Genomic DNA, 15489 nt, shown 5'->3' on the forward strand with positions numbered 1-15489 from the left:
TCAATCCGATATATGTTATTTTTTTGTTACGGGCGAAATTTTTAGACCTTTGAACGGAATTAGATAAACATTTATCTAAAATGCCTAAAATTGAAATGGGCTTGTAAGTAAGGTAGGGTAAGGGAAAGGGATGAAATATGGATTATTCGATACCTGTCTCAGGACTAAAGTTACAGTCACTACGAGTTTCGGTTTCAGCAAACAATATTGTTAATGCTGGCTCTGTAAATTCTAGCGATTCGAACAATACAACGGCAAACGTGCCCTTTACTCCAAGTCGGGTTGATGCGCTCAGCAAGGACCCTGGTGTTGTTGGTTCTGTTAGCTCGTTACCGTCTTCCGCGCCGTTATCTCAGGTAGGACAAGCTGCTAGTTTTGCAGAGATTTTTTCTTCAACTGGCGTGAGTATTGAGCAAGAACTCGTCGATCAAAAATTAGCGGTTACTGCCTATAAAGCAAATGCAGCAGTTATTCGTACCTTTTCCGAATTAGATGAAATTTTATTGGATAGCGTTGTTAACCATGAAGATTGAATGATTACATTGCCTTAACTCGGGCTGTTTTTTTTTATTGCTAACTGCATTGAATTTTATTTAGTTTTTAGTAATTATTGTCTTATATATTATATAAGGTACCGAACGTTGCCGAACGTTTGGTTAAAGTTATTAAATTTTTTTGATTTGAAAGCGCTTCAATACGGGGCGCTTTTTTTATGCCTAGAACAAACTCTTCGTATGGTTTTCAAGAAATAGAAAAAACCGAGCTTTTCAAGGTTCGAATCACACAATTCTCTCGCTCTTTGGTTGTTTTGGGTGGTGCTGGGTGGGGTCAATGCTATTGAAAGTTTAAATATGAAGTGTAATTTTATTGCTTTTTTAGGTCGTTTGATGTTTTATAGTGTCTCCTTGTTGCTGAGAAATTTTATTGCTTAGTTGGCACTTCTCCGCTTTGTTGAGTAGATTTAGGATTTCAAATAGAGCATAGATTGATTATCTGGAATGGATGATTGTCTAATTTTGAGTTTGAAGTATTCGGTATCCTTGATGCCTCTGGCTCGCTTACGGATCATTCCTATACTGACATTACCAGCCTCTATCCTGGCGCTTGTGAGCTTGTGTTTGGCGTAGTTGCAGATGCCCACACAATGTTTCCGTAGGGATTTCGCGAACTTTTTTAGATAGAGCATCTGTGACTGATCTGCTATCAGGCACCAACGTTCCAGTTGCTCCGCCATCGCCTCAAATGAAGCGGCACTCCACAGCAGCTGAAGCTGTTCTTTCAAGACGTAAAGTGCATTCAGGTTGCTATTGCTCTCCAGCAACCTTTGCAGCTTGTCACTTTGTTTTTCACTCAACTTATCCGCATTTTTGAGCAACAGATAATGTGTCCCTTTCATCAACTCTTTACCACTTGGATCGGCCTTTCTGAACTCAAGTCGACGCTGATTATGGATAGCTTTGCTGTAGTTTTTCATGACGTGGAAACGGTCAAATACTATGTCGGCCAACGGCAAGGACTCTCTGACAGCCTTTTGGTAGGCAGGCCCCATATCCATCGCTACGGCCTTTATTTTGCAGGCTGTATCTGGTTGCAGTTGTTTCAAAAACCTTGAAAAAACCTCGGCAGTTCGGCCTGCTTCAACCCAGATCAGATGACCGCCAACCATATCGTAGACCACCGTCATGTAGTCATGACCTTTCGCCCGGGCAACTTCATCTACACCAATATATTCCAAGCCAGTTAGCTCTGCAGGATCAAGCGTAGGGAGAGTTTCAATAAGGTATGCCCTGTCGATATTCTTGACCGTTTCCCATCGTATATCCAAATGTCTGGAAACCGCTTGAATAGACATATGCCGACATAATCCACTGATCAGTCGGCAAAATCGGTGAGTGAAACGGCACCCTTTATCAACAAAATCACACCCCTCAATGCGGCGTTCGCCCTTGTTAATATAAACCTGCGCCAGCTCAATCTCGACCACACAAGGATACCCAAAAAGGGGGATGTCGTTTACTTGTCGGCGGACATGCTGGTTGATGCTTCCCTTCTGGCCTGTAGCAGGGTCTATAGCCCTCCTACGCGCGTCTCGGCTGCAGTGAATGACAATCTTAACACCGCCGTCATCCAGTTTAATTTCATTTACACGTTGCCCTTTGAGGCCTAAAATATGCTGCGAGATGTTGATTGTCATATACCTGCTCTATGTAAAGTTATCAGAAACCATACATATCAACAGGTTACTTGGCGGTCGGCATCTTTTTCTACTCAACAAAGCGGAGAAGAGCCGCTTAGTTTGTTCTAACTATAAGAATACAATAGATAAAATTAAGATATGTTGAGGCAAAAAGTTGCCGATATTTTACTACAAGCTTTGTATACAATTTCACTAAAGTCCGTAAGAGAAAATTGACTATGCAACTTGAGATGGATAGCTTGAAACCATCCTTATTAGATTAGGTAACGAGATACTAAAAATAAAAATAAGGCGCATACCGCGCTTGTCTACGACATTTGGGAGGATATCGTGATAAAAAGAGGACTTCTAGCTACTGCGGCTTTCGCAAGTATGCTTGCAATGGGTACTGTATCTGCAGAAGCAAAAACTTTTGTTTATTGCTCAGAGGGTAGCCCAGAAGGATTTACACCTGCTCTGTACACATCAGGTACTTCATTTGATGCCAGCTCACGTAACATCTACAATCGTCTTGTAGAGTTCGAAAGAGGCTCAACCATCATGACACCAGGGTTGGCTGAATCCTGGGAAGTTTCAGAAGATGGTCTTTCCTACACTTTCCATCTTCGTGGTGGCGTAAAGTTTCATAACACAAAATACTTTACACCTTCACGTGAACTAAACGCTGATGATGTTCTTTTCAGCTTTAATCGCCAGTGGAAAGCGGATCACCCGTATCACAAGGTTTCAGGTGGTACTTATGAGTATTTCACTGGGTATGTAAGTTTCCCATCTATTCTGCAGACAATTGAAAAGCTTGACGACAAGACTGTTAAGTTCACTCTACAGAAGCCAGATGCTGCTTTCATCTCTAAAATAGCTATCGACTTTGCTTCTATTGCTTCTGCTGAATATGCACAGCAAATGATGGATGCTGGTACACCTGAGAAATTTGACCAAGAACCAATCGGTACAGGTCCATTCCAGTTTGTTTCTTATCAAAAAGATGCTTTCATTCGCTATCAGGCTAATGATGATTATTGGTCAGGTAGAGCTCCACTAGATAAGCTTGTTTTCGCGATTACTCCTGATGCACAGGTTGCATATCAGAAGCTTGCTGCTGGCGAGTGCCATCTTATTCCTTATCCAAACCAGGCTGATCTAGCTGCTATCGAAGCTAACAAAGATCTGACTGTGGATAGTCAGGAAGGTTTGAACGTTGGTTACCTTGCGTTCAATACAGAGAAAAAACCATTTGATGATAAACGTGTTCGTCAGGCTCTTAACTATGCCATGAACAAAGAAGCAATCATCAAAGCTGTATTCCAGGGAGCAGGTAAAGCGGCGAAAAACCCACTTCCACCAACTCTATGGGGCTACAACGAAGCTATTCAGGATTATCCTTACGATCCTGCAAAAGCGAAAGCTCTTCTGGCTGAAGCTGGTGTTTCTAACTTGAGCACAGATATCTGGGCAATGCCTGTTAAGCGTCCATATAACCCGAATGCACGTCGTATGGCTGAACTTATTCAGTCTGATTGGGCAAACGTTGGTGTTAACGCTGAGATCGTTTCTATGGAATGGGGTGAGTATCTTTCCCGTTCGCAGAAAGGTGATCACGATACAGTTCTTCTAGGTTGGACTGCGGATTATCCAGATCCCGATAACTTCTTGTCTCTTCTTAACTGTGCTTCAGCGAAATCCGGTGGTAACCGCGCACGCTGGTGTCACAAAGAGTTCGATGACATCTTCAACGAAGCTGTAAGGGTTTCTGATCCTGAAAAACGTACTGCACTTTATGAGCAAGCTCAGTCCGTATTCAAGGAAGAAGCTCCTTGGGTTACTGTTGCACACTCTGTTGTTCATAAAGCTATGAGCAACAAAGTTGTTGATTTCCGTATTGATCCACTTGGTGGTCACGTTTTCTACGGTGTTGACCTCAAATAATAAGATATTAAAATCTTATAACTAAATATGAAACGGGGGAGGTTGTTAAACCTTCCCCGATTTTCTTATAAGCGAAGTCAGGATCGCGATGTTTCGTTTTATTTTATCAAAGTTGGGAGTTTTAATTCCGACTTTTCTTGGTGTTACTCTGATTGCTTTCAGTTTCATCAGGATGTTACCGGGTGACCCTATTGAGCTCTTGGCTGGAGAACGTGGTGTATCTCCAGAACGTCATGCTGAACTTATGGCAGACCTTGGTTTTGACCGTCCAATCTGGGAGCAGTACTTCTCTTTTCTTTGGGGAATTCTCCATGGAGATTTGGGTGTTTCCTTTACAACTCGACAACCCGTTTTAGAAGAGTTCCTGACGCGGTTCCCCGCGACGGTCGAGCTTGCTGGGTGTGCGATCATTTTTGCAGCTTTGATCGGTTTGCCTGCAGGTATCATAGCTGCAGTTAAACGCGGATCGGCTTTTGACCACTCCCTGATGGGCATTTCCCTAACTGGGTATTCCATGCCTATTTTCTGGTGGGGTCTGCTTCTCATTATTTTATTCTCAACTACGTTGGGTTGGACACCAGTTTCTGGCCGTCTATCCGCGCTCTTCTGGATCGATCAGGATACCGGGTTTATGTTGATTGATACCCTCATGAGCGATGAAGAGGGCGCTTTCAAGTCGGCTGTTTCTCATCTGATATTGCCGACGATTGTGCTCGGAACAATTCCCATGGCTGTCATCGCTCGACAGACGCGCTCTGCGATGTTGGAAGTATTGGGTGAAGATTATGTCCGGACTGCGCGCGCCAAAGGATTGTCGCCATTTCGTGTTATCGGTCTTCATGCCTTGAGAAATGCCATGATTACAGTGATTACGGTCATCGGTCTTCAAGTAGGTGTTCTTCTGGCTGGTGCGATTTTGACTGAAACGATTTTTTCCTGGCCGGGTATCGGCAAGTGGATGATTGATTCTATTTCGCGACGTGATTATTTCGCGGTTCAAGGCGGTATTGTTATGATTGCGTCAATTGTCATGCTCGTAAATCTGTTGATTGACTTTATGTATGGTTTGATCAACCCAAGAATTCTGCATCGGAGGTAATGATGAGCCAAGTTCAAAATACGGCCGATCAGAACACGGCCCCGGTGCAGATCAGTCCTCTGCGTCAGCAGATGAAAGAGTTCTGGTTTTATTTTTCAGAAAACAAGGGCGCCGTTGTCGGTCTGTTTTTCTTCCTATTTATTGTTTTAATTGCGTTTTTGGCCGATGTGATTGCCCCGCATTCACCCATCGTTCAAAATCGAGATTACATTTTGATCCCGCCATTCTGGCAGGACGGAGGAAACATACAGTTCATACTGGGGACAGATGCTGTTGGTCGTGATCTTCTCTCGCGCTTGATGCATGGCTCCCGTTTTTCACTTCTAGCGGGCTTGATCGTTATTGTGATCAGCTTGACATTTGGGGTTCTACTTGGACTCTCTGCAGGTTTTTTCCGTGGGATTTACGAAGTCATCGTGATGCGAGTTATGGATGTTATTCTTTCCATTCCTAGCTTGCTCATGGCATTGGTTCTCGTCGCGATGCTTGGCCCTAGTCTGGAAAATGCAATGATCGCGATCTCAATAACTTACCTTCCGCATTATGTACGTTTGGCACGTGCCTCTACTGTCGCCGAAGCTGCGCGAGATTACGTGACTTCCAGTAAGGTTGCGGGCGCTGGAACCATGCGGTTGATGCTCGTAACAATCCTGCCAAACTGTATGGCTCCCTTGATTGTTCAGGCATCACTTAGCTTCTCAACCGCTATCTTGGATACGGCTGCACTTGGTTTCTTGGGAATGGGTGCTCAGCCTCCTGCATCCGAATGGGGAACAATGCTGGCTGATGCACGTGAGTTCATTCTGAGTGCCTGGTGGGTTGTTACCTTCCCCGGTATTGCAATTCTATTGACAGTGCTTGCAATTAATTTGATGGGCGATGGCTTACGCGATGCTCTTGATCCAAAAATGAAGAGGTCCTGATCCATGAGTTTATTGGAAATTAAAAACCTCTCTGTTGAGTTCCAGACAGCACATGGACTATTCCGTGCTGTGGATGGGGTTGATCTTGAGATCGATCAAGGTGAAATGGTTGCAATCGTTGGTGAATCCGGTTCTGGTAAATCAGTTTCAATGCTTGCTTTGATGGGGCTTCTGCCTTGGACAGCAAACATTACTGCGGATCGGATGCACTTTGATGGCATAGATTTGTTGACGATTTCTCAAAAAGAACGGCGGAAGATTATTGGTAAAGATATCTCAATGATCTTTCAGGAGCCAATGACCAGTTTGAACCCGTGCTTTACCGTAGGGTATCAAATCATGGAAGTGATCCGTGAACACCTTGGTGGTACGAAAAAAGAGCTGCAACAAAGAGCAATTGAGCTCTTGGGCATGGTCGGTATTCCTGCACCTGAAACAAGGTTGCGGGCTTATCCCCATCAAATGTCTGGTGGTATGAACCAGCGTGTCATGATTGCTATGATGATTGCTTGTAATCCACGTGTTCTGATTGCGGATGAACCTACAACGGCTTTGGATGTGACCATTCAAGCACAGATCCTTGAACTTCTGGGGCAGCTTCAGAAGAAACAGGGAATGGCAATGGTTCTCATTACGCATGATATGGGTGTGGTTGCCGAAACCGCTGAAATTGTGAACGTGCAATATGCCGGACAACAAGTGGAGCGTCAGGAAGTGAAAGGGCTGTTTAATCACCCTCAACATCCTTATACACACGCTCTTCTTCAAGCTTTACCTGAACGTGCAACGGGTAAGCGTCTTCCGTCTATACCAGGGGTCGTCCCTGGGTTGCTGGATCGTCCGACAGGTTGTCTCTTTAATCCCCGGTGTCAGTTTGCGACGGATAAGTGCCGGAGTGAAGCGCCCAATCTTCATGCCAAGGTGTTGTGCCACTATCCACTCGTAGATGGAAAGCCTACGAATGACCATCCTGGGGTCTCTGTTTCTGAGGGGAATACATAATGGCTTTAGATACAGTGCTAAAGGCGAATAACCTTAAACAATATTACGAGGTTAGTGGTGGCCTTTTCTCCAAGGGGGGCACGGTTAAAGCCCTTGATGGTGTTACTCTTCAGTTAGAAGCCGGAAAAACTCTTGCTGTTGTTGGTGAATCCGGGTGTGGAAAATCTACGCTTGCGCGTCTGGTGACTTTGATTGAAAGCCCTACAGATGGTGAATTGGTTCTCGGAGGGATGGACGTCGCATCCGCTCAAAGTAAAGAGGATAAAATAAGCCTTCGCCAAATGGTACAGATCGTCTTTCAAGATCCTTATGGGTCATTGAACCCGCGGCATAAAATTAGTTCAATCCTTGAAGAGCCGTTGAAGATCAATACCAAGATGACTGCTTCTGAACGTCGTGAAGAAGTTCTTTCTATGATGTCGCGTGTTGGGCTTCGGCCTGAACAGGCCGATCGTTATCCACACATGTTCTCTGGTGGTCAACGTCAGCGTATTGCTGTCGCCCGAGCTCTTATGTTGCGTCCAAAGATCGTTATTCTGGATGAGCCTGTCTCCGCGTTGGACGTGTCTATTCAGGCACAGGTTTTAAACCTTCTGACGGATCTTCAAGAAGAGATGGATTTGGCTTATCTCTTTATTTCCCACGATTTATCTGTGGTGAAACATATCGCAGATGAAGTCTTGGTTATGTATCTTGGTCAGCCTGTGGAACACGGGACCCGAGATGAAATCTTCAGTAACCCACAACATCCCTATACCAAGGCATTGTTGTCAGCGACGCCTGTTGCAGATCCTAATAAAAAGAAGGAGCGGATAAAGTTGGTAGGCGAATTACCTTCTCCATTGAACCCGCCTTCTGGTTGTTCTTTTCACCCGCGGTGCCCCTTGGCCAATGATCGGTGTAAGGCAGAAAGACCAGTTCTTTCACCGACAAGTACTGCATTGGTATCCTGTCACGCTGTAGAAGAAGGGCGTAGCTAAGGATTTTAGCAGGTTTTGATGATTAAATAAGCCCGGGTAACCGGGTTTATTTTTGTCTGATTTCAAATGATTTTAGAAACCGTATTTCAAGAAGACGCCTTATTAATCTACTCTATTTATAGTGGAAAAAAGTGTCTTTGTTTCCGCAGTTCAAATTTAATAGCTGTTGTGTTAAGCTATTTAAGTGAATTTTTTACGGGGGTAAAGAGTTGGCAGAGCTGGAAGACATCAGCTACCCGACAGAGGTGTTATGGGCCCGGGCCGAAGAGTTAGTGAATGAAGACTACGTGCCACTTTCTCTATTGATGAGGCAGTTAGGGAGCCCAAAACCTACAATTCTATGGAACCTTCCTGAGGAAGAATTACCGCAACCTGAACTTAAATTTCTTTTTAAGTGGTGGAATGAAAATCGTGGCGATCGGTTGGCTGCCTCTCCTGAAGACGTCGATCCTTTTAAACTTAGGCCCGTACTCGGAAGGATAGCGGTCTTGGATATTCTCGATGGTGGAGAAGAATTCAAGTATCGGCTCTATGGATCTGCGATAATCCAAGAACCGGGAAAGGATTTAACAGGAATGTTATTATCCGATATTTGGACACCGCTTCGGAGCTTTTTCGCCATTACCTATCGGGCTGTCCTGCTGCGAAAAGAGCCACTCTATACCCGCCATGAACCGCATCATTCTTTAAAAATGACAACATGGGACAGATTAATTCTGCCCTTATCACGTGATGATAACGTTGAAAGAATCATTGTTGCTCTGGTACCGATTTACAAGGATGTAACTGAGGCCGCATATATCTAAGCAGGTCCTTCTTTACGGACTATTTTGTCGCTCGAGATTATTCAATTCTAACACCTTGTTGATCAAAAAAATGGCAGTGCTGGGCTGCTGTAGTGAATGAAATGTTTTCTCCTACTCGAATGGGGGATATGCCATTTAATCGAGCCACAGCTTCAGGCTTACTTTGGGTTTGAAAATAAATGGGCTCTTCTCCGCTTTGTTGAGTAGAAAAAGATGCCGACCGCCAAGTAACCTGTTGATATGTATGGTTTCTGATAACTTTACATAGAGCAGGTATATGACAATCAACATCTCGCAGCATATTTTAGGCCTCAAAGGGCAACGTGTAAATGAAATTAAACTGGATGACGGCGGTGTTAAGATTGTCATTCACTGCAGCCGAGACGCGCGTAGGAGGGCTATAGACCCTGCTACAGGCCAGAAGGGAAGCATCAACCAGCATGTCCGCCGACAAGTAAACGACATCCCCCTTTTTGGGTATCCTTGTGTGGTCGAGATTGAGCTGGCGCAGGTTTATATTAACAAGGGCGAACGCCGCATTGAGGGGTGTGATTTTGTTGATAAAGGGTGCCGTTTCACTCACCGATTTTGCCGACTGATCAGTGGATTATGTCGGCATATGTCTATTCAAGCGGTTTCCAGACATTTGGATATACGATGGGAAACGGTCAAGAATATCGACAGGGCATACCTTATTGAAACTCTCCCTACGCTTGATCCTGCAGAGCTAACTGGCTTGGAATATATTGGTGTAGATGAAGTTGCCCGGGCGAAAGGTCATGACTACATGACGGTGGTCTACGATATGGTTGGCGGTCATCTGATCTGGGTTGAAGCAGGCCGAACTGCCGAGGTTTTTTCAAGGTTTTTGAAACAACTGCAACCAGATACAGCCTGCAAAATAAAGGCCGTAGCGATGGATATGGGGCCTGCCTACCAAAAGGCTGTCAGAGAGTCCTTGCCGTTGGCCGACATAGTATTTGACCGTTTCCACGTCATGAAAAACTACAGCAAAGCTATCCATAATCAGCGTCGACTTGAGTTCAGAAAGGCCGATCCAAGTGGTAAAGAGTTGATGAAAGGGACACATTATCTGTTGCTCAAAAATGCGGATAAGTTGAGTGAAAAACAAAGTGACAAGCTGCAAAGGTTGCTGGAGAGCAATAGCAACCTGAATGCACTTTACGTCTTGAAAGAACAGCTTCAGCTGCTGTGGAGTGCCGCTTCATTTGAGGCGATGGCGGAGCAACTGGAACGTTGGTGCCTGATAGCAGATCAGTCACAGATGCTCTATCTAAAAAAGTTCGCGAAATCCCTACGGAAACATTGTGTGGGCATCTGCAACTACGCCAAACACAAGCTCACAAGCGCCAGGATAGAGGCTGGTAATGTCAGTATAGGAATGATCCGTAAGCGAGCCAGAGGCATCAAGGATACCGAATACTTCAAACTCAAAATTAGACAATCATCCATTCCAGATAATCAATCTATGCTCTATTTGAAATCCTAAATCTACTCAACAAAGCGGAGAAGTGCCAATAAATGTATGTATCTGAACCCAGGTGCTCAACTCTATTTACAAGCCCTCTAATTCCGCCATTATCTGTTGGTGACATATGCTCCGGCCGGATACCCATTTGTAAAGGGCCATTCGTTTGAACAGGCGCATCAAAAGTAAAGTCATTCCCTTCATTCGTGAGGCGGACGCTTGCATTATCAGCTTTGGAATTATCTATTTCTACAGGGAAAATATTCATTTTTGGGGAGCCAATAAACTCTGCAACAAAGGTGTTGGCAGGTTTGCTATAGAGATCTAGCGGTGTGCCGATCTGGGCTATTTCACCATTGTTAAGAATGACTATTCGATCGGCCAGTGTCATGGCTTCGACTTGGTCATGGGTAACATAGATCATTGTTGCTGCAAGCTGTTTGTGAAGGCGGGCCAACTCAACCCGCATTTCTAAACGAAGCGCCGCATCAAGGTTGGAGAGAGGCTCATCTAACAGAATAACTTTGGGATCACGGGCCAAGGCGCGTCCAATCGCAACGCGTTGGCGTTGGCCTCCCGAGATTTGGCAGGGCTTTCGATCAATGATGTTATTGAGGTGCAACACCTCGGCAATTGTCATGACCTTTTGCTGAACTTCTTCTTTTGGCATTTTAGCAAGTCGAAGCGGAAACCCAATATTTTCGGCTAATGTCATATGTGGGTATAGGGCATATGATTGGAAAACCATTGCAATATCACGATCTGATACTGGCAACTGGTCGGCACGCTTATTACCGATCCAAAACTCCCCGGATGAAATTTCCTCTAAACCGGCAATCATCCGTAACAGGGTTGATTTTCCACAACCTGATGGTCCTACAAATACAACAAATTCACCGGGTTTTATCGATAGGTCGACGTTCAGAATAACACTGTGATCGCCGAATTTTTTACAAACCTTTTTGAGAGATAATCCGGTCATACTGCCCGTTTCCTTGTGTTGAACGTGTTGTCAGTTTCTCGCTCCTTAATTGGATCAAGCAGGCCGACTTCCCTGCCACTTGGGTAGCGCCGCGGATTTGACGAGATTGCCAAGGCTGCAGTATTAAGGGCGACCTCAAGGCAAGTCTCGATGTTATGGCCTCGAGAAAAAGCAATTAAGAAACCTGCATTAAAGGAATCCCCGGCACCAATGGTATCAACAACTTCAATGTTGTTTGACGGGATAATCAAAGGCGTGCTCCCTCTTTTATCTATGCGAGCGCCTTTTGGACCCATCTTGGTTACGAAGAGGGCATTTTCTGGCATGATTTGCAGAGCCCTTTGATAATCTGGTGCTTTTTGTTGGGGGGGCAGTTCCAGTAATCCGTTGGTTTCAACTTCGTTGAGCAGAGCAATGTCAACTAGGGGAAGCCAATCAAGGACTTCCTCGCGAGCGCTTTGGGTCCAACCTTCAGTCGGCCAGGCTGTATCAAGCGCGACCAAGCCCCCCTTAGAGTGCACAAATTTAAAGATCTCTTTTAGCGAGGGACGTATCGTTGGCATTAGCGAGGTACCTACAAACAAAACAATCACGTTTGTTAAGTCCATTCCCGCGAGTTTGTTTTGCAGCTCTAATGGCTGGAACTGGGCGACATGACCCGGAGTGCTAAAAAAGGTTCGTTCTCCATCAGGGTGGGTGATGCCGACAGTTAGCGCAGTGTCTACGGCGTCTATAATCCAATCGTCTTCCAAGCCAGGGTATTGTTCTCGTAGCCAGTCACCAAAGAGATCATTACCAACATTGACAATCATGCGGTGCTGAGCCGCTAAAGCCGTTAGAGCTTTAGCTGTAATGCCGGCACCACCGCCTTCACGCATATCTGAGTTGGGTAGGATTACTTCTGTGCCTGGTACAGGCCAGGGGGCCTGTGGTCCCATAATCAAGTCCACGTTTACGGTGCCTACGGTAACGATTTCTGGGTTTCTAATACTTTTGTGAAGATTTGGAGATTCAATCATCCCTTTACGCTCCCGCTCATAAGCCCGGAAACGAGCGATTTTTGAAGAAAATAGGCCATGGATACTGGTGGCAAGGTTGCAAGAATACCTGCGGCAGAAATCAATCCATAATCTGCAACCCGACCGGCTGCAAAGTCAGCGATTGCCACAGGCAGAGTTTTGGCGCGGATATCATTGGTGAAGAGAAGGGCGTAAAAAAACTCATCCCAAGCCATAAGTATGGCCATCAACGCTGCGGCACCGACGGCCGGTTTCGCAATAGGAAGAGTTACATGCCATATGATTTGAAGGCGATTTGCTCCATCAATCAATGGTGCTTCATCCAGATCCATTGGGATCGCATCAAAGTTGCTTTTCAAGAGCCATGTTGTGAAGGGAACCAAAATACCACAATAGACGGCTATGAGGGCAACGTGTGTGTTGAGTAAGCCAAGTGCTCCCATAGTCGAATATAGGGGTAAAACAAGGGCAACCGGAGGCATCATGAAGGTGGCAATAGCGATGAACAGAAGGCTTTTTCTACGCGCCCCGGGTAGCCGAGAAAGACTGTAAGCAGCAGGGATCGCTGCAAGAAGTGAAAGTGTCGTGGCAGTTATCGTAACGATAAGACTGTTTCGAAGAGCACTCAGGAAAGATTCAGCGGTGGAGTTATCTACGTTACCGATTAATTTTGCGTAGTTATCAAATGAAATTTCAGAAGGGAGCCATTGTAAAGGGAGGGTTGTCAGATCACGCGTGGTGCTAACACTCATAATACCAAGCCAAAGAACAGGGCTGAGTAAAACGAGCCCTAGGAGACTTGCTGATCCATATATCAGGCAGGATTCCATTTTGTTGCGCCTTGTCATGCCGTGTTCCCCTGCTTTTTGATCAGCCACAAATACATAGCAATTAGTACTGCGCTAATGAGGACGACAATCAAAGCGTAGGACGCGCCTGATCCTATACGCATATAAGCAAAGGCTTCTTGATAGACATGAAAACTAACTGTCTTGGTGCTGTTGGCTGGACCGCCTCTTGTCATGACATAAACGATATCAAATACCTTAAATGCCTCGATGGTTCTGAGTACCAGTGCCACGCTTACAGGGGCTACAATGGCAGGGAAAACAACTGACCAAAATCGCTGCCAAGCGTTGGCGCCATCAAGTGTGGCAGCCTCTATCAAATCTTTGGAGATTGTCTGTAAGGCCGCGAGGGTAATGAGAGCGACAAGGGGAAAGTTTTTCCAAACATCGGCTATCGCCACCATTGACAGGGCTATGTCGGGATCACCAAGCCAACTACGGTATTCATTCATAAGGCCGATCTGGGTCAAAAGCGCGTTCAAAGCCCCAAAATCTGGGCCGTAGATGAGCCGCCACATCATAGCATTGACGACTGTCGGTAAGGCCAAGGGGAGGATCAAAAGCGCCCGTAAAAGAGTACGGCCATGGAAAACTTGATTTAGAAGTAGGGCAACCAATACGCCGATAATGATTTCAGCGGAAACTGATACCGATACAAAATAAGCCGTGTTTTCAATTGAATCTATAAACTGGGTATTGCCTAACGCTTTGACATAATTTTTAAAGCCGACCCAACGATCTGTGGTTCCTGGTGCTGCCAAGTGTGCTGCAGTAAAACTATAATAGACCGTTTTGATCAAGGGGTATCCGACAACCCCGATGATGATTGTCATCATCGGGGTCAGCAGGAGCCACGCTGTTGTGGCTTTGGAAAAACGGATCATTGGACTTTGATGCTTAGTCCAGATCGGCCACAGCATCAGCTGCTTCATTCAAAGCTTCAGCAGGAGCTTTGGTACCCAATAGTGCTTCTTGAATTGCAACCTGTAGCAAAGAAGACATTTCCTGATAAGAAGCTTTGGTTGGCCGAGGATACATCGCTGCTAAACCAACTTTAGCGGCTTTAAGCAACTCTTCCTGCCCTTTGGCAATTTCAGGATTGTCGTAGGATCCCTTCCAAACTGGTAGGCTCAACTTAGCAAAGTCCTCTTGGACAGGCTGAGATGTAAGGTGTTTAATATAATCCCATGCGATGTCTTTATTCTTGCTATTGGATGTCACCCCCAATCCCATGGATCCATTGACTGCAGAAGCTTTACTGATGTTTGCAGCACCAGGAGCGGGCGCGATACCGACATGCCCTGCAATAGAAGATTCTTTCGGATCATTTGCGAGATTATACATGTAGGTCCAGTTTACCGCGAAGGCTGCTTGCCCGCTCGAGAACGTCCGGCGGACGTCTTCTTCGGAATATTCGCGTGAATTTGGATTGGTCAGCCCCATTTTGATGGAATCAACCATATATTCCAAGGCATGAAGCCCACCACCCTGTTGGAAGGTTGGTTTCTCATTACTGTCAAGAAACTCACCGCCCATGGCAGAGAGAAGAGTCGCGTAATCACAGATAACAGCTTCGGATTGTGACCAACTCCAAACCAACGGGTATTCTACAATACCTTTGTCTTTTATAAGTTTGGCTTGGCTTGCTAGCTCTGACCATGTAGCTGGAGCCTTGGAAATTCCAGCATCCGAGAGCATCTTTTCATTGTAGAAGAGATATTTGGTATCGACGATCCAAGGCATCCCGTAATACTTGCCACCGTATTCTACAGTGGTCCAGGCACCTTCGAGGATATTGCCCTTCGTAGGCTTGTCTATTTTATCGCTAACATCTGTCAACAGCCCATAACGTGCGAATTCAGCAGGCCAAATGACATCAAAAAGTACAACGTCGTAGCCATCAGAGGCATTATGAGACAAGACAATCTTATCGTGAAGAGCTTCGTACGCGACGAATTCCATTTTCACATCAACATTCGGATTAGCTTTTTCAAAAGCTGTCGTCATATTTTCAATGTCTTGTTCACTATAGGCAGCCTGAGCCATGAACAAAGCGCTTAGTTGAGTTTTTTCTGCATATGCTTGTGAGCCCGTCATTAAGGTTCCAACCATGGCAGCAAGTAGCATTTTACTTTTCTTCATATTAACCTCCCCGTTACAAGGTTATAGGCCACGATGACATTAACGCTAAAGTTTGTAGTTTTTATTTGTCTGTGGC

At 45.3% G+C, this 15489-nt stretch carries 16 protein-coding genes; 9 read left to right on the top strand and 7 right to left on the bottom strand.

What is annotated here, in order from left to right:
• Positions 1–137 precede the first annotated feature (137 nt).
• Positions 138–533 (top strand): hypothetical protein, encoded by a 396-nt coding sequence (locus ACOGW3_RS08345; RefSeq protein ID WP_419902545.1) that lies wholly within the window; start codon positions 138–140, stop codon positions 531–533.
• Between the two features lie 428 nt (positions 534–961).
• Here ACOGW3_RS08345 and ACOGW3_RS08350 read toward each other — a convergent pair whose 3' ends face one another.
• Positions 962–2194: an ISL3 family transposase gene (locus tag ACOGW3_RS08350; protein WP_419901077.1), complete on the bottom strand. Its 1233-nt coding sequence runs from the start codon at positions 2192–2194 to the stop codon at positions 962–964.
• On the opposite strand from ACOGW3_RS08350, the gene ACOGW3_RS08355 reads away from it, so the two are divergent.
• The 7 genes from ACOGW3_RS08355 (at position 2181) to ACOGW3_RS08385 (ending at position 8933) form a co-directional block, all read left to right on the top strand.
• Entirely contained in the window at positions 2181–2342 is a 162-nt protein-coding gene (locus ACOGW3_RS08355) for a hypothetical protein (RefSeq protein WP_419902546.1), read from the top strand. The genes ACOGW3_RS08350 and ACOGW3_RS08355 overlap by 14 nt on opposite strands.
• A gap of 188 nt (positions 2343–2530) precedes the next feature.
• Positions 2531–4123, top strand: a complete 1593-nt coding sequence (locus tag ACOGW3_RS08360) for an ABC transporter substrate-binding protein (RefSeq protein WP_419902559.1) — start codon at positions 2531–2533, stop codon at positions 4121–4123.
• Between the two features lie 88 nt (positions 4124–4211).
• A complete protein-coding gene (locus ACOGW3_RS08365; RefSeq protein WP_419902547.1) occupies positions 4212–5222 on the top strand; it encodes an ABC transporter permease subunit in 1011 nt (336 codons plus the stop codon).
• Between the two features lie 2 nt (positions 5223–5224).
• Positions 5225–6145: an ABC transporter permease subunit gene (locus tag ACOGW3_RS08370; RefSeq protein WP_419902548.1), complete on the top strand. Its 921-nt coding sequence runs from the start codon at positions 5225–5227 to the stop codon at positions 6143–6145.
• A gap of 3 nt (positions 6146–6148) precedes the next feature.
• Positions 6149–7147: an ABC transporter ATP-binding protein gene (locus tag ACOGW3_RS08375; RefSeq protein WP_419902549.1), complete on the top strand. Its 999-nt coding sequence runs from the start codon at positions 6149–6151 to the stop codon at positions 7145–7147.
• On the top strand, positions 7147–8127 hold the full coding sequence (locus ACOGW3_RS08380) for a peptide ABC transporter ATP-binding protein (RefSeq protein WP_419902550.1): 981 nt from the start codon (positions 7147–7149) through the stop codon (positions 8125–8127). The genes ACOGW3_RS08375 and ACOGW3_RS08380 overlap by 1 nt, the downstream gene beginning before the upstream one ends.
• 209 nt (positions 8128–8336) lie before the next feature.
• Positions 8337–8933, top strand: coding sequence for a PAS domain-containing protein (locus ACOGW3_RS08385; protein ID WP_419902551.1), 597 nt, complete (start codon positions 8337–8339; stop codon positions 8931–8933).
• Between the two features lie 135 nt (positions 8934–9068).
• On the opposite strand, the gene ACOGW3_RS08390 is transcribed toward ACOGW3_RS08385, so the two are convergent.
• A complete protein-coding gene (locus tag ACOGW3_RS08390; protein WP_419902552.1) occupies positions 9069–9224 on the bottom strand; it encodes a hypothetical protein in 156 nt (51 codons plus the stop codon).
• On the opposite strand from ACOGW3_RS08390, the gene ACOGW3_RS08395 reads away from it, so the two are divergent.
• The gene (locus ACOGW3_RS08395) at positions 9211–10443 is read left to right on the top strand and encodes an ISL3 family transposase (RefSeq protein WP_419901077.1); all 1233 of its coding nucleotides are present in this window, start codon (positions 9211–9213) and stop codon (positions 10441–10443) included. The two genes, ACOGW3_RS08390 and ACOGW3_RS08395, sit on opposite strands and share 14 nt — an antisense overlap.
• Here ACOGW3_RS08395 and ACOGW3_RS08400 read toward each other — a convergent pair.
• From ACOGW3_RS08400 to ACOGW3_RS08420, 5 genes are all read right to left on the bottom strand, one after another.
• The gene (locus ACOGW3_RS08400; protein WP_419902553.1) at positions 10421–11404 is read right to left on the bottom strand and encodes an ABC transporter ATP-binding protein; all 984 of its coding nucleotides are present in this window, start codon (positions 11402–11404) and stop codon (positions 10421–10423) included. The two genes, ACOGW3_RS08395 and ACOGW3_RS08400, sit on opposite strands and share 23 nt — an antisense overlap.
• A complete protein-coding gene (locus ACOGW3_RS08405) occupies positions 11401–12423 on the bottom strand; it encodes a carbohydrate kinase family protein (RefSeq protein WP_419902554.1) in 1023 nt (340 codons plus the stop codon). The genes ACOGW3_RS08400 and ACOGW3_RS08405 overlap by 4 nt, the downstream gene beginning before the upstream one ends.
• On the bottom strand, positions 12420–13271 hold the full coding sequence (locus ACOGW3_RS08410) for a carbohydrate ABC transporter permease (protein WP_419902555.1): 852 nt from the start codon (positions 13269–13271) through the stop codon (positions 12420–12422). The genes ACOGW3_RS08405 and ACOGW3_RS08410 overlap by 4 nt, the downstream gene beginning before the upstream one ends.
• Positions 13268–14104 carry a carbohydrate ABC transporter permease gene (locus ACOGW3_RS08415; RefSeq protein ID WP_419902556.1) on the bottom strand — a complete coding sequence of 279 codons (837 nt, stop codon included), beginning with the start codon at positions 14102–14104 and terminating at the stop codon, positions 13268–13270. Before ACOGW3_RS08415 ends, ACOGW3_RS08410 begins: the two co-directional genes overlap by 4 nt.
• A 64-nt stretch (positions 14105–14168) precedes the next feature.
• Positions 14169–15413 (bottom strand): extracellular solute-binding protein, encoded by a 1245-nt coding sequence (locus ACOGW3_RS08420; protein ID WP_419902557.1) that lies wholly within the window; start codon positions 15411–15413, stop codon positions 14169–14171.
• Positions 15414–15489 lie beyond the last annotated feature (76 nt).

The sequence above is a fragment of the Kiloniella sp. genome (assembly GCF_965205715.1).
Taxonomy (GTDB): domain Bacteria; phylum Pseudomonadota; class Alphaproteobacteria; order Kiloniellales; family Kiloniellaceae; genus Kiloniella.

What these genes read in the sequence shown, in the direction of transcription:
- ACOGW3_RS08380 (WP_419902550.1), top strand. Translation starts at nt 7,147, where the DNA reads ATGGCTTTAGATACAGTGCTAAAGGCGAATAACCTTAAACAATATTAC.
- ACOGW3_RS08375 (WP_419902549.1), top strand. Translation starts at nt 6,149, where the DNA reads ATGAGTTTATTGGAAATTAAAAACCTCTCTGTTGAGTTCCAGACAGCA.
- ACOGW3_RS08395 (WP_419901077.1), top strand. Translation starts at nt 9,211, where the DNA reads ATGACAATCAACATCTCGCAGCATATTTTAGGCCTCAAAGGGCAACGT.
- ACOGW3_RS08390 (WP_419902552.1), bottom strand. Translation starts at nt 9,224, where the DNA reads ATGTTGATTGTCATATACCTGCTCTATGTAAAGTTATCAGAAACCATA.
- ACOGW3_RS08350 (WP_419901077.1), bottom strand. Translation starts at nt 2,194, where the DNA reads ATGACAATCAACATCTCGCAGCATATTTTAGGCCTCAAAGGGCAACGT.
- ACOGW3_RS08410 (WP_419902555.1), bottom strand. Translation starts at nt 13,271, where the DNA reads ATGACAAGGCGCAACAAAATGGAATCCTGCCTGATATATGGATCAGCA.
- ACOGW3_RS08355 (WP_419902546.1), top strand. Translation starts at nt 2,181, where the DNA reads ATGTTGATTGTCATATACCTGCTCTATGTAAAGTTATCAGAAACCATA.
- ACOGW3_RS08345 (WP_419902545.1), top strand. Translation starts at nt 138, where the DNA reads ATGGATTATTCGATACCTGTCTCAGGACTAAAGTTACAGTCACTACGA.
- ACOGW3_RS08400 (WP_419902553.1), bottom strand. Translation starts at nt 11,404, where the DNA reads ATGACCGGATTATCTCTCAAAAAGGTTTGTAAAAAATTCGGCGATCAC.
- ACOGW3_RS08405 (WP_419902554.1), bottom strand. Translation starts at nt 12,423, where the DNA reads ATGATTGAATCTCCAAATCTTCACAAAAGTATTAGAAACCCAGAAATC.
- ACOGW3_RS08370 (WP_419902548.1), top strand. Translation starts at nt 5,225, where the DNA reads ATGAGCCAAGTTCAAAATACGGCCGATCAGAACACGGCCCCGGTGCAG.
- ACOGW3_RS08420 (WP_419902557.1), bottom strand. Translation starts at nt 15,413, where the DNA reads ATGAAGAAAAGTAAAATGCTACTTGCTGCCATGGTTGGAACCTTAATG.
- ACOGW3_RS08415 (WP_419902556.1), bottom strand. Translation starts at nt 14,104, where the DNA reads ATGACAATCATCATCGGGGTTGTCGGATACCCCTTGATCAAAACGGTC.
- ACOGW3_RS08365 (WP_419902547.1), top strand. Translation starts at nt 4,212, where the DNA reads ATGTTTCGTTTTATTTTATCAAAGTTGGGAGTTTTAATTCCGACTTTT.